Raw genomic sequence first — 23314 nt, 5'->3', positions numbered from 1 at the left:
CCGGCCCGCGCAAGCGCGACGCTGCGTCAGATCGGGCGGCGTTTACTGGCCCCGTCCCAGCCTGTACAAATCACCCCAACAAACGGCAAACGCTGAATCGCAGGGAGCACGTCATGGGTAGTGGACCGCTGAGCGGCATCAAGATCGTTGAATTCGCGGGTATCGGGCCGGGCCCCTTCTGCGCCATGCTGCTTTCCGACATGGGCGCCGACATCGTTCGCATCGACCGCAAGGGTGGGCGCGGCGGTTCAAAATACGACATCGGCTCGCGCGGGCGCCGTTCCATCGCGCTCGATCTGAAGAAACCGGAATCCGTCGAGGCTTGCCTCAAGCTCATCGAGAAGGCCGACATCCTGCAGGAAGGCTTCCGCCCCGGCGTAATGGAGCGTCTCGGTCTTGGACCGGATGTCTGCCTGAAGCGCAATCCGAAGCTCGTCTATGGCCGCATGACCGGCTGGGGCCAGACCGGCCCGCTGGCGAACGCCGCCGGCCACGATATCAACTACATCTCCCTCACCGGTGCGCTCCACGCCATCGGCCGTCCGGGCGAGAAGCCTGTTCCGCCGCTCAACCTTGTCGGCGATTTCGGTGGCGGCGCGCTCTATCTCGCCATGGGTATGCTCGCCGCGCTTGTCGAGGCGCAGCGCAGCGGCAAGGGCCAGGTGGTCGATGCCGCCATGACGGACGGCGCGACCTCGCTCATGGCCATGTTCTACGGCTTCACCGCCTCCGGCATGTGGCAGGAGCCGCACGGCACCAACATGCTCGATGGCGGCGCGCATTTCTACGACACCTACGAGACGAAGGACGGCAAGTGGATTTCCATCGGCTCCATCGAGCCGCAATTCTACGCGATCCTGCGCGAGAAGGCGGGGCTCACGGACAGTCTCTGGGACGCGCAGATGGACCGCGGCCAATGGCCCGAGATGAAAAAGAAAATCGAGGCCGTCTTCAAGACGAAGACCCGCGACGAATGGTGCTCGATCATGGAAGGCACGGATATCTGCTTCGCGCCCGTTCTCTCGATCAAGGAAGCCATCGACCATCCGCATAACAAGGCGCGTCAGACCATCGTCGAGATCGACGGCGTGGCACAGCCCAACATCGCGCCGCGCTTCTCGCGCACGGAGTCGAAAATCCAGGGTCCGGCGCCGACAGTCGGCGAGCATACGGAAAGCGCTTTGAAGGATTGGGGCTTCTCGGCCGGTGACATCGAAGGGCTGAAAAAGGCGGAAGCGATTTGAGCGCACTTCCCGGCACGACCGGGCGGCGGCGCATCTACCTGATGCGTCACGGCCATGTCGACTATTTCGGGCCCGAAATCTTGGCCGCTGGCGGCGACACGAAAGTGGTGCCGCTGACGCCGCTCGGGCAGGAACAGGCGAAGGCGGCCGGCAAGGCCCTCTCGCATGTCACGCTCGACCGGGCGGTCTGTTCAGGCGTGCCGCGTACACGGCAGACAGCGGAATGGGTTCTTGCGGCGCAGGAGAAGAAGCCGCCCTTCCTTGAGGAAGAACCGGCCCTTGTCGAGATCCACGGCGGCAGTTTCGGCAAGATCACGAGCCGGACGGAGCTTGCGGCGAAGATGGCCTTCTATTTCGAAACGGCGGAAGAGCCGGGCGCCACCATGCTGGAAGGCGGCGAGGTCTTCGGCGATGCGCTCTTCCGTGCCGTCGGTGCTGTGAAACGGCTCCTCGCGGAACCGGGCTGGCATACGGCGCTCATCGCCGCACATGAGGGGATCAACCGGCTTCTCCTCGGTTGGGCGGCGACGGGCTGTTCGCTGGATCGCGCCTTGAGCGCCGTCCGCGCGTTCGAGCAGGATCCCGCCTGTATCAACGTCATCGATTTCGACATGGTGCCCGCCACCGATGGCGGCATCGGTACCGAAATCCAGCGTAGCATCATAAAATCCGTCAATGTGACGCCGTATAACTACGTCAAGCACGGCATGAACATGACGAGCCTCGAGGCGATTTTCTCGAAGGATCCGCGCTAGCCGCCGATCATTTCCCGAAGTTGCCGCCTCAGCACTTTGCCCAACGGGTTGCGCGGCAAGGCTTCCGCGAGTTCCAGCCGTTCGGGAAGTTTGTAGGCGGCGATGTCGCTTTTCATCAGATGGGCGCGCACATCTTCCAGCGTCACGCTTTCTCCCTCGGCCGGCACGGCGACGGCGCAGATGCGTTCACCCATCACTCCGTCCGCATAGCCGACAACGGCTGCCTCGCGGATTTTGGGCATTCCCGCCAGCAACCCATCGATCTCCCCCGGCGAGATGTTCATGCCGCCGCGAATGATGATGTCCTTGGCGCGCTCCACGAAGCGGTAGTAGCGGTTGCCGGCTCCGGCGATCTCGAAGACGTCGCCCGTGTGGAAGAAGCCGTCCTTGTCGATGGCGTCTGCCGGGCCGCCGCCGTCGCCTGCGCGGTAATAGCCCGCAAACACCGTCGCGCCCTTTATGAGCAATTCGCCTGGTTTTCCGGATTCCGTGATTTCCTCGCCGGATTGCAGGTCGATCAGTTTCGTCTCGATGCTGCCTGCAATCTTCGCGGGCCAGTCGAACCCCTTCACGCCGAAGCGCGGGAAAAACTGTGCGCGCTCCTCCGGGTCCGGCACATCGCCCGCGCCCGAGATAAGACAGGTGCCCTCGTTCGAGCCGAAGATATTGACGATCGGAAGCCCGTACTGCTCCTGCCACGTCTTCACCATCCAGGGCGCGAGCGGCGCGGAGCCCGACCCGATGCTGCGCACAGCGGAAAGGTCGAGGCTCGCCATCAGCTTCTCTTCCTTCAGCAGCAGCGAGAGCACGGCCGGCGGCGCGACGGTGTAGGCGATCTTTTCGCCGACAAGCTGTTTCAGAAAGACCGGCAAATCGAACGGATGGTGCTGCACCAGCGTTCCGCCGGTCAGCAGCCAGGGCATGAAGCAGCCGCCGATGGCGGCCATGTTCACGAGGGGGAAGGGGTTCAGCACCGTGTCGCCGGGTTGAAGTTGTGCCGCATCGGCGCAGGCGAGCCCGGCGATCATCCAGTGATTGTGGCTGCGCGGTACGCCCTTCGGCCGCGCCTCGGTCCCCGACGTCCAGCAGATCGTCGCCGCGTCGTTCGCATCCGCCTTCGGCAATGCGTCGAGGCGCGCATTGTCGGCGGCGGGCCACTCTGTTTCGCCGATGACGAACAGCTTGCGAAGCGCCGGCAGTTTCTGTTTCAGGCTCTCGAACATCGCGGCATGGTCGTGGCCCCGTATGCTCCGCGCGGTCACCGCCGCCTTCGCGCCGACAAAGTTCAGCACGTCGCCCAGTTCATGCGCGCGCCATTGCACGGGCGCGGGCGTCACGATCAGACCCGCGCGCCAGGCGCCGAGATAGACGGCGACCAGCTCCACGACATTCGGAAGCTGCACCGCGACGACATCGTCCTTCTTCAGGCCGGCATCGAGAAAGGCCGTGGCGATCCGGTCCGCTTCCGCGCTGAGGTCGCGATAGGCAAGGCGGCGCGGCTCGCGCCCGTCGATATCCATGCGGTTCGGCGGGTCGGCGACGGCGAGGTGGCCGGGCGTTGCGGCGGCATTCGCGCGAAACCGCGCGTCGATCGTCTCCGTCCCCCACCAGCCTGCCTGTGTATGCGCTGCGATTTCTTCTTTCGATGCCAGGATCATCCGATGCGCTCCTCCCAAAGCACGTCTTCCTATCTTTTCTTTGCTTCCTCATATTCCTGCTTGAGCCGCGCGATCAGGCTGGCCGCCGTTTCCGTCCGGTCGATCATGCCCACGCCGTGGCCGGCGGACCAGACCTGTGCCCATCGTTTGGCGCCCGACTGTGGATCGGTGAAGTCCACGTCGGGATTCTTTTCCATCGTGTCGAGATCGTAGCCCGCCAGAGCTATGCTCGGTTTCAGCCAGTTCGCCGCCACGCCCGTTATCGCGCGGGTGAGTATAAGATCGTCGACGGTGGAAGCGATTAGCATGTCGCGATAGGCGGGTGCGGCGAGGCTTTCCTCGCAGGCGATGAAGCGCGTGCCCATATAGGCGAGGTCCGCGCCCAGCACTTCCGCCGCGCGGATGCCCGCGCCGTCCGTGATGCCGCCGCCGAGGATGACGGGACCGTCGAAAAACTCCCGCACCGCCGGCACGAAGGAGAAACCCGTCATATTGCCGGTATGACCGCCCGCACCGGCGGCAACCAGGACCAGGCCGTCGACCCCGGCCTCCACGGCCTTGCGCGCGAAGGCGACCGAGTTCACATCGGCGAAGACCAGACCGCCATAACCATGGACGCGCTCGACGATGGCGCGCGGGCTGCCCAGCGCGGTAATGACGAGCGGCGCCTTGTAGCGGATGACAAGATCGAGATCCTCATTCAGCCGGGTATTCGAGCGATGGACGACGACGTTCGCGGCCCAGGGCGCATGATTTTCATCGAGGCCGGAGGCGATGCTGTCGAGCCATTCGTCGAGCACGGCAACGGTCCGCGCGTTCGGCGTCGGAAAGGAGCCGATGACGCCCTCCCGGCAGGCGGCGAGTACCAGTTCCGGTCCTGAAATCAGGAACATCGGTGCCGCGACCAGCGGCAGCTTCAGCCGCGAGCGCCATTGTCCGAGCCTGTCCGGCATGTTTCTCCTCCCCACGAATCCTTTTGGAGGCAGGATAGCAGGAAGGAGCGGGCCCGACAGGATCAGAACTTGACCGTCAGGCTCGCATTCACGATGTCGGCCGAACTGTCGAAGGTGCCGCTCAGGTTACCGCGCGTGTCGTTGCCGGGATCGGCGGCATCGAGCCGGACATTGGACTTCGGCGAATAGATATGCGTGTAGGCGGTATCCAGCGTCATGTTCTCCGTCAGATCGTAACCCGCGCCGACAGAAAACCAGTAGCGGTCGGAATCCGGAATGCGCGGCGTCCGGAAGTCGGAGGAGGGCACCACACCCTCGTCGAAGGCGACACCGGTCCGCAGCCGCAGCTTGTCCGTCGCCCTGTAGGTGGCGCCGAGTGCGAGAAAATAGCTGTCTTCCCAGTTCTCCCGCGTCAGCTCATCGGGCTGGTTCGGATTGTCGAATTGCACGACAAGCTCGTCGAAGCGGCTCCAGCGCGTCCATGCCACTTCCGCGCCAATTGTCCATGCCGGCGAGAGATCGTGCTTCACGCCCAGCGTCACCATTTCCGGAAGCGTCACCGAGGCGCGGCCGCCGGTCGGCACCAGTGCACCCGAGAGGAGCGACAGAAGTTCGCCATAAGTCGAGAGCACGAAGTCGGCATCGCCTTCGAGATCGACATCCATCGAGGAACGGTAGCCGATGCCGATGCGCGTATCGGGCCGGGGCATCAGAAGGATGCCGAGCGAATAGCCGTAGGACCAATCGTCGCCTTCGATCGCGGCGAAGCCGTCCTGCGCCGGATCGCCCGGGCTGCCGAGCGGCACGCCCTGCGCCGTGCCGATGGTGCCGAGATCGAGGGCGCTGGTCAGCCGCGCGTCCGTGTACTGGACCTGCACGCCGCCGCCGACGGAGAGCCACGGCGTCGCCTTCCAGGCGACCATCGGTTCCACGTTGTAGGTGCGCAGGCGCGAGCCGAGCGCGTGATAGCGGCCGATCCAGCCGGCGTCGGCGGAGGTGACAAGCCCGAAAGGCGCGGTGACGGCGAGGCCCAGAAACCAGTCCGGCGACACCTGCCATGAGCCGTAAAAGGACGGGACCAATGCCTGCGGTCCGATATTGCCCGAGTTGCTCCCTGTGATCGGAGTGCCGGTAGCCGTCGTCGCATATGCATTGCCGAATTCGATGTCGGGCACGATCCAGGCGAGCTGGCCGGACATGTTGATGCCGTCGTAGAGCGTCATCGTCGCGGGATTGTAGAAGATGGAACTGATGTCGTCGCCGCCGGCCGACACGCCGGCGAAGGCGCTGCCCTGTGCGGATGTCGATTGCTCGCGGATCGCGAAACCTGCCGCGTGGGCCACGCTTGCCGCCAGAATGAGAACGCCGGCAATGGCTGTCGCCGCCAGCAGGGGCTCGGTGAATCGGTTTGTCATTCGGGTCTCCCTGAACCGAGGGTAGGCCCGACGTCTGTTATCTCGCCCCGATACTGCCCCAGCTTTCAGACGACGAGCTGGTTGCGGAAACGATAGCAGAGGAAGGAGTTTTGTCTAAGGCAAATGGCTGAACGAATTTCCGCTTGCGCTTCTTGAAAGCGCAACCGCGCGTTCTACTTTTCGTCGATCCACCATGCGCCGCTGCGATAGCCGTAGAGCGATCTCGTCTCCGGCACCTTCACCTTCGACCACAATGCGACCCACTGCTCCGGCTGATGATAGAGCGGGATTACATAGGCGCCGGACAGCAGTACGCGGTCCATTGCCCGCACGGCGGCGATGAAGTCTTCGCGGGTCCGGGCCGCCAGCATCGCCTCGATCGTCGCGTCGATGGCCGGTTCCTTCGCGCCCATGTAATTCCGCGTACCCGGCGTGTCCGCGGCTTCCGCTCCCCAGTAGAAGCTCTGCTCGTTGCCCGGCGAGAGCGAGGAGAACCAGCTGTTGAAAATCGTGTCGAAGTCGTAATTGTTGCGCCGTTCCTGAAACTGGCTCGGGTCGACATTGCGGACGACGGCGTTCACGCCGACGCGCTTCACCATGCGCGAATAGGTGAGGGCGAGGCGTTCCTCGGCCGGCGTCGCCACCAGAATTTCGAACGCAAGCGGCTTCCCCGTCGCCCTGTTCGTCATCGTGCCCTTGCGGATTTCGTAACCCGCCTCCTTCAGGAGCGCGATGGCGCGCGCGCGGTTCGCACGGTCCTGACCGCTTGCGTCCCCGTCCGGCGCCTGCCAGCCCGCCGCCATGATCTCCGGCGTCACGGCATCCGGAAAGGGGGCCAGCAATTCGCGCTCGCGTTCGCTTGCGGGCAGCCCGCGCGAGCCGAGTTCCGAGTTGTCGAAAAAACTCTGTGTGCGGACATATGAACCGTAATAAAGATTCCGGTTCACCCATTCGAAGTTGAAAATCTGAATGAGCGCGAGCCGGACGCGCCTGTCCCCAAAAACCGGACGCCGCGTGTTGAAGACGAGGCCATACATGCCGGAGGGCATGCCGGTCCCGAATGTTTCCTTGCGGACGCGGCCCTGTCTCAGCGCCGGAAAATCATATCCCGTCGTCCACCGGCCGGGGTCGTCCTCCGGCCGGGCGTGATAGATGCCGCTCTTGAAAGCCTCGAACGACGAGTTGGCGTCGCGAAAATATTCGTAGGTCACGCGGCCGATATTGTTTTGACCCACATTCACCGGCAGCTTCGCGCCCCAGTAGCCGGGATCGAGCCGGTAGGAAATGCTCGAGCCCGGCTCCAGCTTCTCTACGAAATAGGGTCCACTTCCGACCGGGGTATCGAAGCCGGAGCGGCTGAAGTCCCGTTTGTCGTAGACATGTTTGGGGATGATCGGCATCAGGCCCAGGATCAGCGGAATCTCCCGGTCGCCATCCGGCGCAAAATGAAACTTCACGCCGCGCGGGCCTGTCCGCTCGATGCGCTCGACCTTCGAATAATAGGTCTTGTAGTTCGGGCGGCCCTTGTCGCGGAGCGTCTCCAGCGAATAGATCACATCGTCCACGGTGACCGGTTCACCGCCGGAAAAGCGCGCGGCCGGGTTCAGGGTGAAGGCGACCCAGCTTCGGTCGTCCGGCACCTCGACGCTTTCCGCCAGCAGGCCGTAGAGCGTGAACGGCTCGTCATAGCCGCGTGCGAGCAAGCTCTCGAAGACGTGTTCCCGCAGGCCGATGGCCGAGGTTCCGCGAACGATAAAAGGGTTGAGGCTGTCGAAGGAACCGGTCGCGCCGTAAACAATGGATCCGCCTTTGGGGGCTTGCGGGTTCACATAGCCGAAATGGGCGAAGCCTTCGGGGTAGAGCGGCTCGCCATGCATGGCGATGGCATGACGCGGACCTGTGGAGGGGGAGGCGGCGAGCGCCGGAAAGCCGGAAAAAAGCAGCGCCGTGACCGCCAGCGCCAGTCGTCCGGAACGATGGATATGGTGCCAAACGGACAAGGCCTGCAGTCTCTCAATTCCGGCGGAGGGGGCGTTCTGGTTCTATCGGGGCTCTAGAGTTAAGCAATCTGGACGATTCTTCAAAGAATCCCGGTGCCATGATTATGCCGAAATGCGAAGTTACGGCTCACGACCGACGGTTCGGTCGAGCTCCGGCAGATATCCGGCATGGCGTCAGGACCGCCTTGAACTCCCAGTTCCTGAAAGGATTTTCCACTATGTCAATTCGGCGCTTGCTTACCGGCGTCGCCGCCGCGGCGTTCATGTCCACTGCGGGCCTCGTGCCGGCTTATGCGCAGGACGCTTCCGCGGCAGACGCATCGGACGCAAAAATTCAGAGTTTCGGTACGTGGAGCACGCGCTGTGAAACGAACGAGCAGGGCACCGAGCAATGCCATGCCTTTGTCGACGTCCGCATCGGGGAAGACAAGCAGCGCATCGCCTATCTGGGCATCGGCTATGGCCCGAGGGACGCGAACGAAGACGGCAAGCAGGACATGTTCATGTTCGCGATCACGCCGCTCGGCACCTTCCTCCCGACCGGTATCGGCTGGTCGATCGACGGCGGCGAGGCTTTCGGACAGCACTTCATGTATTGCCTGCCAGGCGGATGCCAGACAGAAATCCTTCTGGATGACGCACGCCTGAAGGCGATCAAGGCCGGCAAGGAAATGGTGATGAGTTTCCGCATCGTCGGCAAGGGCGACGCCAAGGTGCCGGTGAAGCTCGATGGCATCAGCAAGGCCATCGCAGCGGTGCCGGTGCCGAAGAAGTCCTAGTCCATGCGTGAAGGCGAGAGCACGCTCCGGAGCCATCCGAAGAGCGTGTTCTCGCGCAGCATGTAGCGCATCAGCCTGTTCATGTCGCGGTCCAGGCTCTCGCCTTCGGCAAAGAGGGCGGAGCGTTTGCGAAACTCTCGCGCCGGGTCGAGTTCGCGCACCACGCGCGCCGGATTGCCTGCTGCGATGCAGTTTGCGGGGATATCCCGCGTGACGACCGCGCCCGCGCCGACGATGCTGTTGTCGCCGATGGTCACGCCCTTGCCCACGATCACGCGGACACCGAGCCAGACATTCTCTCCGATCCGGATCGGCCGGTGCTTTTCCAGTTCCGCGGTACGGTCGTAGGTGTCGTGCCAATCGGAATCCGAGATGTAGCAGCCGCTCGCGATCATCGTGTTGCTGCCGATGGTGATTTCTTCCGATGCCACGATATGTGTGCCGGGACTGATGAGAACGTAATCGCCGAAGGAAATGCGGCCTTCGCGTTCGCCCGTACGCCAGGTGGCCAGCCGCACGAGGTTACCTTCTGCCGCGTGGAGATGGAGATGCGATCCGGCCGTGATCCCTCCACCCCATATTTCGAGATTGCGGGGACACGACACGTCGAAGCCAGGCCCGATCGCGTCGAAGGCGGGAACGATGAAGCGCTTCACATAGAAGCGCGTCCAGCCGTCGATGATCCGCCGGACGAAATATGGCCGTCTGTCGCGCCGCACCTTGGAGCCCCTCCCGCAATCGCGCCCGCACCGCGCCTCAGACGCAATGACAGTCCCTGACTAGCACGAGCCCGGGGTTCCGGACGAGAGCGATTTCGGCCGGGGATGCCGTTCTCAATGAGCGGACTTGGTGCGAATCGAATAAACGCCGTTCTTGAGTGCACCGAAAAGTTCCGGCACTTGCGGATGACGCACAGGTTCCCCGGAATCGTCCGGCAGCAGGTTCTGCTCCGACACATAGGCGACGTATTCCGTATCCGAGTTCTCGGCCAGCAGGTGGTAGTAAGGCTGGTCCTTGCGCGGGCGAACTTCCTCGGGGATGGACAGCCACCATTCCTCGGTATTGTTGAAAGTCGGATCGACGTCGAAAATCACACCGCGAAAAGGATAAAACCTGTGGCGGACGATCTGGCCGATCTGGAATTTGGCCTCCCGATTGACTTGCATGGCCGGCTGCGACTCCTGGAAACACGTTCCCGACTGTAACAGTTTGGCTCCATGGGGGAAAACCCCGGCGGGGTGAGGTTATCGCCGGCACCGGAAGCCGGAGTGGCGGCAAACAGCATTGCCAATGCGCCCGAAACACCCAATATGGCGCCCATCGTTATTTTCAATCTTCGGGAGAACCCCATGAGCCGATCCGTCGCCCCCCTGTTTGAGCCTTTCGTCCTCAATGGGCTGCACCTGCCCAATCGCGTCGTGATGGCGCCGATGACGAGGTCGAAGTCGCCGGGCGGCATTCCCGGTCCCGATGTCGCGGCCTATTACCGCCGCCGGGCCGAAGCCGAATGCGGCCTCATCGTCACCGAGGGGACGACGGTGAATTCTCCGGTCGCGACGGGCGACCCGAATGTTCCGCAGTTCTGGGGCGACGAGGCTCTCAAGGGCTGGAAGCGTGTCGTCGAGGAAGTCCATGGCGCCGGCGGCAAGATCATGCCGCAGCTCTGGCATGTCGGCATGACGAGAAATCCGGCCAAGGCGACCAATCCGGACCTGCCGAGCCATGGTCCGTCGGGTCTCGTAAAGCCGGGCAAGGCCTTGTCCGAGCCGATGACGAAGAAGGAGATCAAGGAGACGATCGACGCCTTCGCGCGCGCCGCGGCCGATGCCCGGGCGATCGGCATGGACGGCGTCGAAGTGCACGGCGCGCACGGCTACCTGATCGACCAGTTCTTCTGGGAGGGCACCAATATCCGCGACGACGAATACGGTGGCGATCTCGTCGGCCGCACGCGCTTCGCTGTCGAGATCATCGAAGCGATCCGCCGCGAGGTCGGCAAGGACTTCCCGCTTATTCTCCGTTTCTCGCAGTGGAAGCAGCAGGACTACACAGCCAGGCTCGCCCGGACACCGGACGAACTCGCCGCTTTCCTGAAGCCTCTCTCCGATGCCGGCGTCGATGCCTTCCATTGTTCGCAGCGCCGCTTCTGGGAGCCGGAATTCGAGGGCTCCGACCTCAATCTCGCGGGCTGGACGAAGAAGCTTACCGGCAAGCCGTCGATCACGGTCGGCAGCGTCAGCCTGTCGGGCGAATTCATTGCTTCCTTCGGCGGCGAAAGCTCGGAAGCGACGGGTATCGACGATCTTCTCGACCGCCTCGAGAAAGGCGAGTTCGACCTCGTCGCCGTTGGCCGCGCGCTGCTGGTCGACCCGGCCTGGACGCAGAAAGTGCATCAAGGCGCGTTCGACAAGCTCATGGCCTTCAACCCGGCGGCGCTCGCGACGCTGTCCTGACGGATCAGAAGCCGTAGGCTTTCGCAAGGTCGGGGTCTTTGGCCCCGACCTTTTTTGCGAGATCGACGATGACCTTCGCCTGTTTCCAGGTAGCGTCGTCCTGCATCTTGCCGTCGATCATTGCCACGCCCGTCCCATCGGGCATCGCTTCCAGAATTCTTTTCGCGAATTGCACTTCCGCCGGATCGGGGCTGAAGACGCGCTTGGCGATCGCGATCTGGTTCGGATGCAGCGACCACGCGCCGACACAGCCCATCAGGAACGCATTGCGGAACTGCTGCTCGCAGGCCTCCGCATCCTGGATGTCGCCGAAGGGGCCGTAGAAGGGACGGATGTCGTTCGCAACGCAGGCGTCCACCATCTTCGCAAACGTGTAGTGCCAGAGATCCTGCTGTGCGGCGATGCGGGGGCTGCCGTCCTCCTTCGGGTCTTCGAGAACCCGGTAGAAGGGGTGTCCGCCGCCGACACGCGTCGTCTTCATCTTGCGCGATGCCGCGAGGTCGGCCGGTCCGAGGCTCATGCCGTGCATGCGGGGGGAGGCGCAGGCGATTTCCTCGACATTCTTCACTCCCTGAGCGGTTTCGAGGATCGCGTGGATGAGAAGCGGCTTCTTCAATCCGTGCTTCGCTTCGAGTTGCGCGAGCAACTGGTCGAGATAGTGGATATCCCAAGCGCCTTCAACCTTGGGCAGCATGATGACGTCGAGCTTGTCGCCGATCTTGGCCACCAGCTCCGTCACATCGTCCAGCATCCACGGACTGTTCAGCGGATTGATGCGGACCCAGAAACCGGTCGACCCGAAATCATGGCTCTTGCCGACCTCGATCACACCCTTCCGCGCCGCCTCCTTCGCGTCCGCCGGAATCGCGTCCTCAAGATTGCCGAGCAGCACGTCGACCTGCGGGATCATCTCGCCGAGACGCGAACGGAGCTTCTCATTGTGTCCGGGGAAGAAATGGATCATGCGTTCGAGCGCGACGGGGAGCTCCCGATAGGGAGCCGGCGCACCAATGGCGAGCGGTTTGTAAAAGAACGATGGCAGTTTCATGACAGTCCACTGGGGATAAGGGCGATTTGCGCGCAGTCTAGCGATGCTTCGAGTGCAAATCCATGAACCTATTCAAGCGCGTAGAGATTTTTCCTGAGCATCGAGCAGAGCCCGCACGGGTCCCGCCGCGGCAAGGCACGCAAAACCGAACACCGACGACAGCGTGATCGCCAGATAGGCCGTCTCGTAACCACCTGCTGCCACATAGAGAAATCCAAGCAGCGCGGGTCCGGCTGCGTTGGCGCAGGTCGTAATCATCTGCGATACCGAGAGGATACGGGCATAGGCTTTCAAACCGAATGCTTCCGCCGTGATAAGTGGCTGCATCATCTGCATATTTCCGACCGTTGCACCGAACATCGCGGAGACGATGAAGAGTGCAACCACGCCTTCGGCAAAGGCAAACAGCGCAAAGGAAATGCCCTGCAGTACATAGATCGCAAAGAGATAAGTCTTTGATGCAACACGCGAAAGCAGCGACCCGCCGATAAGCCGTCCGGCAATGCTCGCCGCCGCCATGATCGAAACAGCAAGCGCCGCAATGTGATCGTCACCCGTCCGCGTCGCAACGAGACGGAACTGATGCGCGAGCGAACCGACCTGCGCCATCATCGAAAAAACGAAGGCGGCCGTACAAAAAACGAAGAAGCGGCTGCGGATCGCATCTCTGAACGAGATACCGTCCGGCGGCAACCGGCTGCCGTCGGCGGCGAGGCGAGGCGGGTCTCCGTCGGGTGAAAGTCCAATGGCTTCAGGGCTTTTGCGCAACATGATCAGCGCTATCGGAACGACGCCGAGCACGAGAACGATTGCCAGCCAATATGCGGCCTGCCCAAGTCCGTAACGCTCTACCAGCGTTGCTGAAATCGGCGTAAAGACGATGCCGCCGAGCGAAAGGCCTGTCGAGGCATAGGCAATGGCCTTTGACCGCTGCCGCGTAAACCAGCGCGCGACGATCGTCATGCCGGGGATGACGGCGACCGCTGCATTGCCTATGCCAAAGAGAATGTAGAAGCCGTATAGCTGCCAGAGCTCGCCGACATGCCCGGCGCCCGCAAGCACGCCGGCCGATAGAACGGCGCCGGACGTTACGATCCAGCGCGGATCGTAGCGGTCCAGCAGCCAGCCGACGCCGAGGCCCGCAATACCCGAAGAAATGAAGAACAGGGCGGTTGCGTTCGAGGTCGAGGATACGGAAAAGCCGCCTTCCGCAACGAAAGCCTTCAGGAAGATCGACAGGTTATAGAAGATCAGTCCGCACGAAACGGTATGGATGACAAAAACCGTGCCGACGATGTACCAGCCGTAAAAGATCGGTCCGCGCGGAGTTGCGCGCGGGCCTTCTGGCGCGGGGCCAGCATTCATTTCGAAACTCCGGCAGTGCCGATTGGGTGAATGGCTCGATATGACCTAGATAGCCGTATCGGTCAGTTCTCCCAAGTGGATTCTGTTACCCGGCAGCACGACTTGCACGTTCGGCCTGATCCATAAGCGCGCGGATTGGGCCAGCGGCCATAATCAGCAGAAAAGCCAGAAGCGACGCGAGGGCCATCGCGAGAAAGGCGACCTGGTACCCGCCAAGCCATTCGTAGAGAAAACCGATGGCGGCCGGTCCCGTCGCAACGCCGGCGGTCATGAAAAGCTGGGTAAGGGAATAGATCCGGCCATAGGCCTTGAGGCCGAATGCTTCGGCGACCATGAGCGGCTGCATCATCAGCAGGTTGCCGACCGTCAGGCCGAATATGACCGTCGTCGCAATCAGCATCGGTGTGCTTTGGACAAAAGCATAGAAGACAAGGGCAACGCCTTGCACGATCGTCAGCGCGAGCACGAAACCACGGGATGGAATGTAAGCGAGGATCTGACCGCCGATCAGCCGGCCGACAATGCTGGCCATCGCCATGGTCGCGACGGCGAGGCGTGCTGTATTGCTGTTCTCGGTGCGCGCGAAAATGAGGCTGTATTGATGCGCGATGACGCCCACCTGCGCCATCATTGCAAAAATATAGGCGATAGCGGTGAGGATGAAGAAGCGGCTGCGGATTGCATCCTCGAAATCGATGCCGTCCGCGGGCAGGGGTGTACCGGCGGCATCGCGCGCGATCGGATCGCCGTCGGGGCCGACGCCCATCGTCTGCGGCGATGGGCGGATGAGGAGCCATGCAATGGGAACAACGCCGAGAATGAAGATGAGCGCCAGCCAAGGCGCTGCGCCGCCGAGGCCCAGTCGCTCGATCAGCCATGCCGAGAGCGGCGTCAGCAGAATGCCGCCGAGGGAAAGTCCGGTTGAGGCATATGACAGCGCGACCGAGCGTCTCCGCGCGAACCAGCGGGCAACGAGTGTCGTGCCGGGTATCAGTGCCGCGCCCGCATAGCCGATGCCGAAGAGCACATAGAAGAGGTAGAGCTGCCAGAGTTCCGTGACATACCCCGCCCCGAGTGTCGCGAAGGCGGCGACAAAGGCACCGGCGGTAATGACCCAGCGCGGGTCGTAGCGTTCTATCAACGCCGCAACGCCGAGCCCGCTGATGCCGGATGCGATGAAGAAACAAGCCGTCGCGCCGGAGGTTGCCGACACGGAGAAGCCGCCCTGTACCACGAAGGCTTTGAGGTAGACCGACAGGTTGTAAAAACCGAGTCCCGCAGTCACCGTCATGATGACGAGAACGGCCCCGACGACATACCAGCCGTAAAAGAGGCCGGTCTTCAGATTTTCCGGGCGTTGTTCCGGCGCGGCGCTTTCGGCGCTCATTTATCTACCTCCCGCGGTCCGGCATGCATCGGACCGAGCCTAGATAAACATCGGCGACGGCTGAGCCAAGCTCGAAAAAGACGGAGTGTGGCGCGGTTCCTCACATTCCGCTAATCATGGAACCATACCGGCGTTACCGAATAGACCGGACCACAGGGAGACCATTCCATGAAGTTCTACAATTCGATCGGGCCAAATCCTCGGGTCGTAAAGATGTTCATGCACGAAAAGGGCATTGACGTGCCTTATGCCGAAGTCGATCTGATGAAAGGCGAAAATCGGCAGGATCCTTATCTGGCAAAAAACCCCGCGGGGCAGTTGCCGGCTCTCGAGCTCGACAATGGTGCCGTGCTCGCCGAAATCACTGCGATTTGCGAGTATCTGGACGAGAAATTTCCCGGCGGCTCGTTGATTGGCACGACACCCGAGGAACGCGCGGAAACGCGTATGTGGACGCGCCGCGTCGATCTCAACGTCTGCGAGCCGATGGCAAACGGTTTCCGTTTCTCGGAAGGCCTGCCGTTGTTCAAGGATCGGATGCGCTGTCTGCCGGAAGCCGCTGCCGGTTTGAAAGCCATCGCCCAGGACAAACTGGCTTGGCTCGACAAGCTGATGGCCGGCAAGGATTATCTTGCTGGCAAGCGGATGACGCTGGCGGATATCCTGTTGTTCGGCTTCCTCGACTTCGGCGCCGCTGTGGGCCAGCCCATCAATCCGGAGTTCAAGAACATCTCGGCGTGGTTCGAGCGCATGAAGGCGCGCCCATCCGCGGCGGCTTCCGCCTGACAAGCTTATGCCGGCCCCTGACAATGAATGGGCCGGCATATTTTGCTCTCTGCCTCTTGCGGCCCAGCTGAAATCTGCGAAGTTAGTAAAGGGACATTATCAGTTGGGGGAAGGCGTGGGAGGAAGCGTTATGAAATATCTCGTCCATAGCTGTTTGATACTTGGCTTCGGTATCGTTCTGGCGTGGTTTGTCGCGCCGCAGGCGGCTCAGGCGCAGGGCGTGCCCGAATGCATCGATACCAACAAAGCCAATCAGGGCAATCCGCAGGCGACAGCCGCCTGGTGGGGGCGCCGTTCGGCGGAAGAAAAGAAATACATCAGCGAACTGCCTTGCGAAGAGCGCTACATTCCGATGGTTTGCGTTTTCCTTTATGAACCGGACCTTCGCGGCTGCACCAACAAGGGCGTTGCCGAATATCGCGCCGACAAGGCATGCACGGCGAAAGGCCACGCACTTCTTTCCGAAGCCCACTCGGCATGCAAGGAAGAGTTCAAGAAGTCGTTCACACCGCCTTTCCCAGGGCAGTCGTCCTGACGGACAAGGCGACAGGATGGAGATGCCGGGCGTGAGTACAATTGAGCGCAACGCGGTGCCGATGGACGACGATTGGGAATCGCCCGCTGCTGTCACGCTCGGCAAGAAGGTGTTGGAGAAGGACGCCAGCCGCGGCTATATCCGCGCCTCTTTCGAGGCCGGCGATGGATTTCTCAATCGTGGCGGCCGCATCTTCGGCGGTTTTCTGTCGGCCATGCTCGATGGCCTGTGCGGCCACGCGGTACGGCTCACGCATGAGAAGCCGGGAACGCCTCAGGTCACGCTCGAACTGAAAACGAGCTTTGTCGGCCGGGCCGACAAGGGGAGCCTCATCGGCGAGGGCTGGGTGCGCCATCGGGGCAAATCGATCGCCTTCGCGGAGGCCGAGCTTCGGAACGAGGCCGGCGAACTTGTCGCGAAAGGCAGCGCCACCTTCAAGATCGGCATGTGAAATGCCGCAACGTCTGTTTCCGGTTGAGAAAGCGCTCTCCAGCCGCTAACCAGTGTCGTTGGATGGGTGGCCGAGTGGTTTAAGGCACCGGTCTTGAAAACCGGCGTGGGTTCACGCCCACCGTGGGTTCGAATCCCACCCCATCCGCCATTATCCGGAACAATGCGACCGCGCCGCCGTTCTTTTTCAACGGCGAGACCAACAGCATGCGCGGCCAGGATGGCGAAGACGGTAAAGGTTCGTATCGGCATATCCGGGTGGACATACACTCCATGGCGCGGGGTTTTCTATCCGCAGAATCTCCCACACAAGCAGGAGCTGAACTACGCCGCCGCCCGGTTCCAGTCGATCGAGATCAACGGGACGTTCTACAGGTTGCAGCGCCCCGAAAGCTTCGACCGCTGGAGAGAGAGTGCGCCGGCCGATGCTGATGCCCTTGCCCGGCGTCTGGGTGTCGCTCAAAAACCTCCCGGCGTTGAACCAAAGTCTGAATAGTTGTGCTTTTTGGGCGGCATACGGTGCCTCTCCAAGCTGTTCCGTATGGTTAACGTGAATTCTCTTTTGCAAGTACGGTCGGGGCTTGCCAAAATGGGACAAAAGCAGTCAAAAAGGCTGCGGAAGTGGTTATCGGGGGGAGTGTCGTTGTGCCGGTTGATTTAACGTCGCCGTGGATTCCGCTGAGCATCATTATGTTGCTCGGCGTTTTTATGGTCCGCCAGTTCATGCAGGAGCGACGGGACGCTCGCGCGTTGGCCTTCGCCGAAGCGCAGGCAGGTCCCGCAGCCGCCGAACCGGCTCCCGCTGCGGCGCCGGTTGCAGTCGAGAAACCCGCGAAGAAAAAGATGAAGCTCCGTTGGCGGACGGCATGGATATGGCTGCCGTTCCTGATCGGGTTTGTTGGCCAAGCCTATCTCAGCTTCATCAAGCCGATGGTCGACAGCGCGGGCTGATTTCAGCGGCTCATCGGCTCAGACCATATCGAGGTCGGGTAGCGGCCCATCTGCCGCCATCCCGAGCACACCGTCTATGATGCGGCGTGGCTCGTCCACACCGCCATGCCTCAACAGCATTTCGGCCTTGGCGATCAGTTCGTCCCGGCTCAGCGCCGCCTCGGGGTCGCCCTTGGCATGGGTGCGCTCAGCTACATATTCGGTGCCATTGTCGAGGCGCAGGCTAACGCGGCCGCCCCATGCGGTTGGGTAAGCCGAGGCCCAAGGATCGGCTGCATTCACGCGAATGCGGGCGGCAAGTGCAGCACAATATGCGCGCGCTGCAGGACCAAAGGCCTCGAAATCGACGCGAGGATAGAGAAGCGAAGCCGCGACCGCATGTTGTAGCGAAAATTTCGCCTCGTAGTCGCTCAGCACTACAGAGCGGTCGCAGACATCGAGTGCGGCCTGGTAGGTCGACACATCGACCTGCGCGATCCGCTCGGGGGCTATGCCATCCGCCAGCAGGCGCGCGCGCAACTCCTCTCCTGCATCGATCGAAGGATGCGTGTGGCGGCAGGAGGGCCAGGGTTTAATCGAGGTCAGGGTCAGCTGCCACGGCGCCCCGGGATTGCGCGTTACGGCATCGGGATCCGCATCCGGGCAGGCGGCGCGGAAGAAACCTTTCTCCCCTTCGAGAATGCGGGGCGGGCCTGTAAATCCGAAAGCCGCCAGTTCCGCCGCCTTCACGCCCGCCTGCGCCGCATGGCCCGCATGAAGATGCTTCGTCATGGCGCCGGTTTCGAGAAATTGCCAGAGTCCTGAAGATTGGCTGCCCGCATTGCCCAGTGCGTCGACAGTTGCTTCGTCGTTCAGGCCAAGAAGTTCGCCGGCAGCCATGGCCGCGCCGAAAGGGCCGCAGGTAGCGGTGTTGTGCCAGATGCGATAATGCGCCGGGCCCACCGCCATGCCGACGCGTGTGGCCGCTTCGAAGCCATGCAGGATCGCGGTCAGGAGGGCGCGGCCACCGGCTTTTCGTTTCAGGGCAAGAGCCCATGCGGCGGGCACGACGACGCAACCCGGATGGACCACCGACATCCGGTGCAGATCGTCCGTTTCGAGAATGTGGCACAGCGCACCCATCAGAAAGGCGAACCGCTCCGGTTCGGGCGCCACGTTGGAGGAAGCCGATGCCTGCCACCAATTGAGCAGGATCCGGCCGGGATCGGAGTTCCGGCCCGCGAGGCTGTTGGCGACAGCATCGAGCGTGAAAAGGGCGGCTGCCTCGAGATCGGCTTTTGCGACGGGCTTTTCGCGGATCAGGCGGACAAGCGCTGCGGTCAGGGAGTCCGGCCGGGTTGCGGGCGTCGTCAGATGGTTCACGGGGGCTCTCGCTTGGCAAACAACGGAATCTTCAGCGTATGATGTAACTATCCGGCGACGGCCCGGCAAATCCCGCAGCGGTTCCGGCCGCTTGCCGCCGAAAGCGGGGCTGATTATAAGGATTTCATTGTGTTCGCGGGGTGATTCGCTGCCGGCGCGCGGCCGCAATGTCTCCGAACAGAGGTTTTCCGATGCCTATTCCAGCCCCGAGAACGGATCGCCGCTGTTCGGCTGTGCCGCGCGGTTTGATTTTCGCCGCGATTTTGCCGCTTGCGCTGGCTCTTGCCGCCTGCAGCACCGGTACCGCTCCGACATCACCGCCTCTCAAGACAGGAGGTGGTGTCTACAAGGTGGGAAACCCGTATCAGATCGCCGGCATCTGGTATTACCCCCATGAAGACGACAAATACGACTCGACCGGCATTGCGTCCTGGTACGGACCGCAGTTTCACGGCAAACCGACCGCGAATGGCGAGATATTCGATCAGAATGCGCTGACAGCGGCGCATCCGACGCTGCCCATGCCGGTGCTCGCGCGCGTCACCAATCTCGAAAACGGAAAGTCGATCATCGTCCGGATCAACGATCGCGGGCCTTTTGCCGCCGGCCGGGAGATCGATCTGTCGAAGCATGCAGCCGAACAGCTCGACTTCATGACCAAGGGGACAGCGAAAGTGCGCGTCCAGTATGTCGGGCTTGCACCGCTCGAAGGCGGTCTCGGCGATGGCCGGGGCGTCGCCGAGAGCTTTATCGCGCCGCGCGTCGACACACCGCCGGAAGAGCGCAAGGTCGAGGGTACCGCTCCCGTGACGAAGGTTGCGACTGTCGCAACCGCAGGGTTGCCGCCGCCGGCGGGGACCATGAGCGCACCGCTTGCGAGCGCTCCGGCGTCGGTTCCGCCGGCTTCGAACATGCAGCCCATCCCGGACGGCGCGCCCGCCGGCCCGGAAACGGTGCAGCGGGTGCCTGTGACAGGGCCCGGCAATCTCTACGTGCAGGCCGGGTCTTTCCAGAACCTTCAGAACGCGGAATCCGTGCGGCAGCAGCTCGCCGGTCTCGGGCGCGTCGAGATACAGACCACCACGGTGGACGGCACATCTTTTTACCGCGTGCGCGTGGGGCCCCTTACAGATGTCCCCGCTGCCGACAGTTCACTGCAAAGTGTGATAGCCCAGGGACACAAAGGTGCCCGAATTGTCGTGGATTGAGGGTGTAATGCATGCACCGAGGAAGAGTGAGACTATGACCCGACCGATCTCCCACATCGCTTTCGCGCTGGCATTCGCCGTTGCGGCCTTCGTCATGCCGCGGGCCGCGTTGGCCTTCGACACGACGGCGGAATACGCGGTCCTCATGGACTATGAAACGGGCACCATCCTCTGGGGGAAGAATCCCGACGGACAGATGCATCCGGCGAGCATGAGCAAGCTGATGACGCTCGACATGCTGTTCGGCGCCATCCGCGACGGCAGCGTCGATCTCGACGACGATTTCAAGATCAGCGAAAATGCCTGGCGCAAGGGTGGTGCGGCGTCTGGATCGTCGACGATGTTCGCGGATCTCAATACGACCGTGCCCGTTCATGCCATCATTCGCGGGATCATCGTGCAGTCGGGCAACGATGCCTGCATCGCGACGGCCGAGGCGCTGAGCGGTTCTGAATCCGCTTTCGCCGAAGCCATGACAGAGCGCGGCAAGGAAATCGGCCTCACCAATTCCAATTTCACGAATTCGACGGGCTGGCCGGAAGAAGACCACCTGATGACGCCGCACGACCTTGCGACGTTGGCGCGGCACCTCATCATGGAATTCCCGGAATACTATCCGATCTTCAAGGAAACCGATTTTACCTGGAACGGGATCAAGCAGGGCAACCGCAATCCGGCGCTCTATCTCGATCCGTCCGTAGACGGATTGAAGACCGGGCACACGGAGGCCTCGGGCTATGGTCTCGTTGCCTCGGCCAAGCGCGGCGATCAGCGCCTCATCCTCGTCCTCAACGGCTTGCTGAGCCAGAAGGCACGCGCCGACGAAAGCGTTCGCCTGCTGGATTGGGGTTTCCGTTCCTTCAAGCACTACAAGCTTTTCGCCGCGGGTACGCCGATCGAGAACGCGCCCGTCTGGCAAGGAACCTATGGCGAGGTGCCGCTTGTCAGCCAGTCCGACATCGACGTGATCCTGTCCACGGATCAGCGCAAGAACATGAAGGTGTCGGTCGTCTACCAGTCGCCTGTCGCCGCGCCCGTGGAAGCGGGACAGCGAGTGGGCTCGATCCGGATCGAAGCTCCCGACATGCCGGTGCGCGAGTTTCCGCTCGTGGCGGGCGGAGCCGTTGAACGGCAGGGAATTTTCGGACGTGCGATGGGCGCACTGAAACACATGATCGTCGGCAGCTAAGTTCGTGCCGCGCGCGCGTTTCATTACGCTGGAGGGCGGCGAGGGGGCTGGAAAATCCACTCAGGTGCGGCGGCTGGCGGCGCGGCTGGAGGCGGCCGGGCATCGCGTGACGATGACGCGGGAGCCGGGCGGGGCGCCCGGAGCCGAGGCAATCCGCCATTTATTGGTCACGGGCGATGTGGCGCGCTGGACGCCGAAGGCCGAGACGCTGCTCCATTTTGCTGCGCGGGAGGACCATCTCGCGCAGACGATACGGCCGGCGCTGGATCGGGGTGAGTGGGTTATTTGCGACCGTTTCGTCGATTCCACGGTTGCGTATCAGGGCGCGGCGCAGGGGCTCGGGCGTGAATTCATCAATAAATTGAAGGACATGGTGGTCGGTGACGACATGCCGGCGCTGACGCTCATTCTCGATTTGCCGGTCGCGGCGGGGCTTGCCCGTGCGGGCAAACGGGAGGAAACGGGCGAGGACCGCTACGAGCGCATGGACCTCCGCTTCCACGAGACGCTGCGCCAAGCCTTTGCAGATATTGCGAAAAACGAGCCCGAGCGGTGCCTCATCGTGGATGCGGCGGGAAGCGAAACCGAGGTCGCGGAGGCCATCTGGGCGGCCGTACAGGACCGGCTGCAGGTCTGACTGTCATCATACTGCAAACAAAACGTCACAAACTGGCTCATTAAACAACTTGGCCAGTCCGCATCCCATCGACTATAGAAGGCCGGGGACATGCTTAACAACGGATGAGAACCCGGCGGTCGCGCCGGCCACAAGAAGGATCGCCGATGAAACGACGACACCTCACGAGCGGAATTTTGCCTTTTCCGTTTTTTGCGATCTTTCTTCTTATCCCCGCCTTCCTGCTCCTTCCGATTTCTCCCGTATCCGCCCGCAACGCCGAAACGGCCATCGCCGGCATGGCGTCGATCGGTCATGCCGTGCCGCTGATGAAGCCGATCGTCGAGCCGGACGATTATGCGGACAGCAGGGCGCTTCATTTCATCGATCCGGTGGACGTGACGAAGGCAAAGATGACGTCGGGCTTCGGCTGGCGGGTGCATCCGGTTCTCAAGACCAGGAAGATGCACAAGGGCGTCGACTACGCGGCCCCCAAGGGCACCCCCGTCCATGCGACCGAGGACGGCGTCGTCGGGATGGCGGGCTGGCGCGGCAATTACGGCAAGCTCGTCACGATCAAGCACGCCGAACATGTCGAAACCTTCTATGCGCATCTTTCGGGTTTCGCCCCCGGCATCCGCCCCGGCGCCACGGTGAAGAAGGGCGAGGTCATCGGCTATATCGGCCGGACCGGGCTCGCCACAGGCAACCATCTCTATTACGAAGTGGTGGTCGCTAACGAGCGGATCGATCCGCTGGCGGACGATCTCAACGAACAGGTGAACGTGCTGGCGGCGCGCGTGACGCGGCCCGAAGGACGGTTTGCCGAAGGACGCGGGCTGACCGAGGCCCGCTAGGCGGCTCCGATCCAAAGGCGCGCGCCACATGACGCGCTGCCGCCTCGCGTGCTACCAAAAGGCATGAGCGATACCGAGATTCCCGAAAGCGACCGGCTGGGCGATTTTCCGCATCCGCGCGAGGCGGTGACCCTTGTCGGGCAGGACGCAGCCGAGCGGGCGCTGTTCGACGCCTTCATGAGCGGGCGGATGCAGCATGCCTGGCTGCTGACGGGCCCGAAAGGCATCGGCAAGGCGACGCTGGCCTACCGGATGGCGAAGTTCGCGCTGCATTACGGAACACCGGAAGCGGCACGGGCCGCG

The 23314-nt window shown here is 62.5% G+C and carries 23 protein-coding genes, 1 tRNA gene and 1 pseudogene; 15 read left to right on the top strand and 10 right to left on the bottom strand.

Features of this window, described 5'->3' with window-relative positions:
• The first annotated feature begins 113 nt into the window (after positions 1 to 113).
• Complete coding sequence (locus Q8S60_RS09575) at positions 114 to 1244, top strand: CaiB/BaiF CoA-transferase family protein (RefSeq protein WP_305277771.1); 1131 nt, start codon at positions 114 to 116, stop codon at positions 1242 to 1244.
• Complete coding sequence (locus Q8S60_RS09570; protein WP_305277770.1) at positions 1241 to 1999, top strand: histidine phosphatase family protein; 759 nt, start codon at positions 1241 to 1243, stop codon at positions 1997 to 1999. Before Q8S60_RS09575 ends, Q8S60_RS09570 begins: the two co-directional genes overlap by 4 nt.
• Here Q8S60_RS09570 and Q8S60_RS09565 read toward each other — a convergent pair.
• From Q8S60_RS09565 to Q8S60_RS09550, 4 genes are all read right to left on the bottom strand, one after another.
• Entirely contained in the window at positions 1996 to 3657 is a 1662-nt protein-coding gene (locus Q8S60_RS09565) for a class I adenylate-forming enzyme family protein (protein ID WP_305277769.1), read from the bottom strand. The genes Q8S60_RS09570 and Q8S60_RS09565 overlap by 4 nt on opposite strands.
• Positions 3658 to 3686: 29 nt before the next feature.
• Positions 3687 to 4610 carry a nitronate monooxygenase family protein gene (locus tag Q8S60_RS09560; protein WP_305277768.1) on the bottom strand — a complete coding sequence of 308 codons (924 nt, stop codon included), beginning with the start codon at positions 4608 to 4610 and terminating at the stop codon, positions 3687 to 3689.
• Between the two features lie 62 nt (positions 4611 to 4672).
• A complete protein-coding gene (locus tag Q8S60_RS09555; protein ID WP_305277767.1) occupies positions 4673 to 6025 on the bottom strand; it encodes an OmpP1/FadL family transporter in 1353 nt (450 codons plus the stop codon).
• Positions 6026 to 6198: 173 nt separating this feature from the next.
• Positions 6199 to 8025 carry an extracellular solute-binding protein gene (locus tag Q8S60_RS09550; protein ID WP_305277766.1) on the bottom strand — a complete coding sequence of 609 codons (1827 nt, stop codon included), beginning with the start codon at positions 8023 to 8025 and terminating at the stop codon, positions 6199 to 6201.
• Between the two features lie 218 nt (positions 8026 to 8243).
• On the opposite strand from Q8S60_RS09550, the gene Q8S60_RS09545 reads away from it, so the two are divergent.
• On the top strand, positions 8244 to 8804 hold the full coding sequence (locus Q8S60_RS09545) for an invasion associated locus B family protein (RefSeq protein ID WP_305277765.1): 561 nt from the start codon (positions 8244 to 8246) through the stop codon (positions 8802 to 8804).
• Here Q8S60_RS09545 and Q8S60_RS09540 read toward each other — a convergent pair.
• Positions 8801 to 9523 (bottom strand): DapH/DapD/GlmU-related protein, encoded by a 723-nt coding sequence (locus tag Q8S60_RS09540; RefSeq protein WP_305277764.1) that lies wholly within the window; start codon positions 9521 to 9523, stop codon positions 8801 to 8803. The two genes, Q8S60_RS09545 and Q8S60_RS09540, sit on opposite strands and share 4 nt — an antisense overlap.
• Positions 9524 to 9637: 114 nt before the next feature.
• Positions 9638 to 9970: a heat shock protein HspQ gene (gene hspQ / locus Q8S60_RS09535; RefSeq protein WP_305277763.1), complete on the bottom strand. Its 333-nt coding sequence runs from the start codon at positions 9968 to 9970 to the stop codon at positions 9638 to 9640.
• 183 nt (positions 9971 to 10153) lie between these two features.
• Here hspQ and Q8S60_RS09530 point away from each other — a divergent pair, with 183 nt between their 5' ends.
• On the top strand, positions 10154 to 11257 hold the full coding sequence (locus Q8S60_RS09530) for an NADH:flavin oxidoreductase (protein ID WP_305668497.1): 1104 nt from the start codon (positions 10154 to 10156) through the stop codon (positions 11255 to 11257).
• Positions 11258 to 11261: 4 nt separating this feature from the next.
• Here the strand turns inward: Q8S60_RS09530 and Q8S60_RS09525 are convergent, their stop codons facing one another.
• The 3 genes from Q8S60_RS09525 to Q8S60_RS09515 form a co-directional block, all read right to left on the bottom strand.
• Complete coding sequence (locus tag Q8S60_RS09525; RefSeq protein ID WP_305277761.1) at positions 11262 to 12305, bottom strand: CoA ester lyase; 1044 nt, start codon at positions 12303 to 12305, stop codon at positions 11262 to 11264.
• A 72-nt stretch (positions 12306 to 12377) separates the two neighbouring features.
• Positions 12378 to 13670, bottom strand: coding sequence for an MFS transporter (locus tag Q8S60_RS09520; RefSeq protein ID WP_305277760.1), 1293 nt, complete (start codon positions 13668 to 13670; stop codon positions 12378 to 12380).
• Positions 13671 to 13755: 85 nt separating this feature from the next.
• Positions 13756 to 15057, bottom strand: a complete 1302-nt coding sequence (locus Q8S60_RS09515; protein ID WP_305277759.1) for an MFS transporter — start codon at positions 15055 to 15057, stop codon at positions 13756 to 13758.
• Between the two features lie 168 nt (positions 15058 to 15225).
• Here Q8S60_RS09515 and Q8S60_RS09510 point away from each other — a divergent pair, with 168 nt between their 5' ends.
• The 6 genes from Q8S60_RS09510 to Q8S60_RS09485 all read left to right on the top strand — a co-directional run bounded on the left by Q8S60_RS09510 (position 15226) and on the right by Q8S60_RS09485 (position 17779).
• Positions 15226 to 15843: a glutathione S-transferase family protein gene (locus tag Q8S60_RS09510; RefSeq protein ID WP_305277758.1), complete on the top strand. Its 618-nt coding sequence runs from the start codon at positions 15226 to 15228 to the stop codon at positions 15841 to 15843.
• 7 nt (positions 15844 to 15850) lie between these two features.
• Entirely contained in the window at positions 15851 to 16378 is a 528-nt protein-coding gene (locus Q8S60_RS09505) for a hypothetical protein (RefSeq protein WP_305277756.1), read from the top strand.
• Positions 16379 to 16409: 31 nt separating this feature from the next.
• Positions 16410 to 16829 (top strand): PaaI family thioesterase, encoded by a 420-nt coding sequence (locus Q8S60_RS09500; protein WP_305277755.1) that lies wholly within the window; start codon positions 16410 to 16412, stop codon positions 16827 to 16829.
• A 60-nt stretch (positions 16830 to 16889) separates the two neighbouring features.
• A tRNA-Ser gene (locus Q8S60_RS09495) sits at positions 16890 to 16979 on the top strand.
• Positions 16980 to 17048: 69 nt separating this feature from the next.
• Positions 17049 to 17324 carry a DUF72 domain-containing protein gene (locus Q8S60_RS09490; RefSeq protein WP_305277754.1) on the top strand — a complete coding sequence of 92 codons (276 nt, stop codon included), beginning with the start codon at positions 17049 to 17051 and terminating at the stop codon, positions 17322 to 17324.
• Positions 17325 to 17449: 125 nt separating this feature from the next.
• Positions 17450 to 17779, top strand: a complete 330-nt coding sequence (locus Q8S60_RS09485) for a hypothetical protein (RefSeq protein ID WP_305277753.1) — start codon at positions 17450 to 17452, stop codon at positions 17777 to 17779.
• Between the two features lie 18 nt (positions 17780 to 17797).
• Here Q8S60_RS09485 and Q8S60_RS09480 read toward each other — a convergent pair whose 3' ends face one another.
• On the bottom strand, positions 17798 to 19141 hold the full coding sequence (locus Q8S60_RS09480; RefSeq protein ID WP_305277752.1) for an MmgE/PrpD family protein: 1344 nt from the start codon (positions 19139 to 19141) through the stop codon (positions 17798 to 17800).
• A 191-nt stretch (positions 19142 to 19332) separates the two neighbouring features.
• Here Q8S60_RS09480 and Q8S60_RS09475 point away from each other — a divergent pair, with 191 nt between their 5' ends.
• The 5 genes and pseudogenes from Q8S60_RS09475 to Q8S60_RS09455 form a co-directional block, all read left to right on the top strand.
• The gene (locus Q8S60_RS09475; protein WP_305668496.1) at positions 19333 to 20349 is read left to right on the top strand and encodes a septal ring lytic transglycosylase RlpA family protein; all 1017 of its coding nucleotides are present in this window, start codon (positions 19333 to 19335) and stop codon (positions 20347 to 20349) included.
• Between the two features lie 34 nt (positions 20350 to 20383).
• Positions 20384 to 21538: a D-alanyl-D-alanine carboxypeptidase family protein gene (locus tag Q8S60_RS09470; RefSeq protein ID WP_305277749.1), complete on the top strand. Its 1155-nt coding sequence runs from the start codon at positions 20384 to 20386 to the stop codon at positions 21536 to 21538.
• 4 nt (positions 21539 to 21542) lie between these two features.
• The gene (tmk, locus tag Q8S60_RS09465) at positions 21543 to 22175 is read left to right on the top strand and encodes a dTMP kinase (protein WP_305277748.1); all 633 of its coding nucleotides are present in this window, start codon (positions 21543 to 21545) and stop codon (positions 22173 to 22175) included.
• A 146-nt stretch (positions 22176 to 22321) separates the two neighbouring features.
• A complete protein-coding gene (locus tag Q8S60_RS09460) occupies positions 22322 to 23011 on the top strand; it encodes a M23 family metallopeptidase (RefSeq protein WP_305277747.1) in 690 nt (229 codons plus the stop codon).
• A 63-nt stretch (positions 23012 to 23074) separates the two neighbouring features.
• Positions 23075 to 23314 (top strand): annotated as a pseudogene (locus Q8S60_RS09455) (hypothetical protein); the annotation flags it as partial.

Origin of the sequence: Parvibaculum sp. (genome assembly GCF_030694575.1) — a bacterium.
GTDB lineage: Bacteria > Pseudomonadota > Alphaproteobacteria > Parvibaculales > Parvibaculaceae > Parvibaculum.
The sequence above is the reverse complement of the archived record's forward strand: the minus strand, read 5'-3'. Positions and strand labels throughout refer to the sequence as shown.